1 protein-coding gene is annotated in these 1,128 nt (G+C 74.6%); it reads left to right on the top strand.

From position 1 onward, the window contains the following. Positions 1–40 precede the first annotated feature (40 nt). On the top strand, positions 41–1,128 hold a 1,088-nt coding region (locus tag CA983_RS43945), incomplete at its 3' end, for an inositol-3-phosphate synthase (protein ID WP_107500367.1).

Here is a 1,128-nt window from a genome sequence, read left to right as displayed (position 1 = left end):
TTCCTCCCCCCTCGGTTCGCGCACGACCAGGAGGCTGCACATGTCCGCGTCCCTCTCCCGACCGCGTGTGGGGGTGTGGCTGATCGGAGCCCGCGGCTCCGTCGCCACCACCGTCGTCACGGGGYGCGCCGCCGTCACCGCGGGACTGCACCCGCCCACCGGCATGGTGACCGAGACCCCGGCGTTCACCGACAGCGGTCTGCCCGCGCTGTCCGACCTCGTCTTCGGCGGCCACGACACCGTCGACTGCCCCCTGCCCAAACGCGCCGAGACCCTGACCGCCGGCGGCGTCCTCCCGCCGGGCGTCGCCACCGCGGTCGCCGCCGAACTCACCGCCGCCGACCGGGAGATCAGGCCCGGTGGCCCCACTCCGGGGGACGGCAGGAGCGAGGCCGAACTGATCACGGCCTTCGCCGACGACATACGTGACTTCGTACACCGCCATGAGCTTCGGCGGGCCGTGGTGGTGAACGTCGCCTCCACCGAACCCGCCTGCCAGGGGCCCGGCGCCCCACTGCCGGCCAGCACCCTGTACGCGCTGGCGGCCCTGCGCGCGGGCTGCCCGTACGTCAACTTCACCCCCTCCGAGGGCATGCACCACCCCGTCGCCGCCCGCGAGGCCGAACGGAGCGGCCTGCCGTACGCCGGCCGCGACGGCAAGACCGGCCAGACCCTGCTGCGCTCGGTGCTCGGCCCCATGTTCGCCCAGCGGGCCCTGACCGTCCGCGCCTGGTCCGGCACGAACCTGCTCGGCGGCGGTGACGGCGCCGCCCTGGCCGACCCGGCCGCCGCGGCGGCCAAGAACGCCGGCAAGGAGCGGGTCCTCACCGACACCCTCGGCACCACCCCGCAGGGCGAGACCCACATCGACGACGTCCCCGCCCTCGGCGACTGGAAGACCGCCTGGGACCACATCGCCTTCGACGGTTTCCTCGGCACCCGCATGATCCTCCAGACCACCTGGCAGGGCTGCGACTCCGCCCTGGCCGCCCCCCTCGTCCTCGACCTCGCCCGGCTGACCGCCCGCGCCCACGAATCGGGCCTGTCCGGCCCGCTCGACGCCCTCGCCTTCTACTTCAAGGACCCGGTGGGGGACGCACCCTCGGGCCTGGCCGAGCAGTACGAGGC

It is taken from the genome of Streptomyces swartbergensis, from assembly GCF_002148965.1.
Taxonomy (GTDB): domain Bacteria; phylum Actinomycetota; class Actinomycetes; order Streptomycetales; family Streptomycetaceae; genus Streptomyces; species Streptomyces swartbergensis.
The sequence above is the reverse complement of the archived record's forward strand: the minus strand, read 5'-3'. Positions and strand labels throughout refer to the sequence as shown.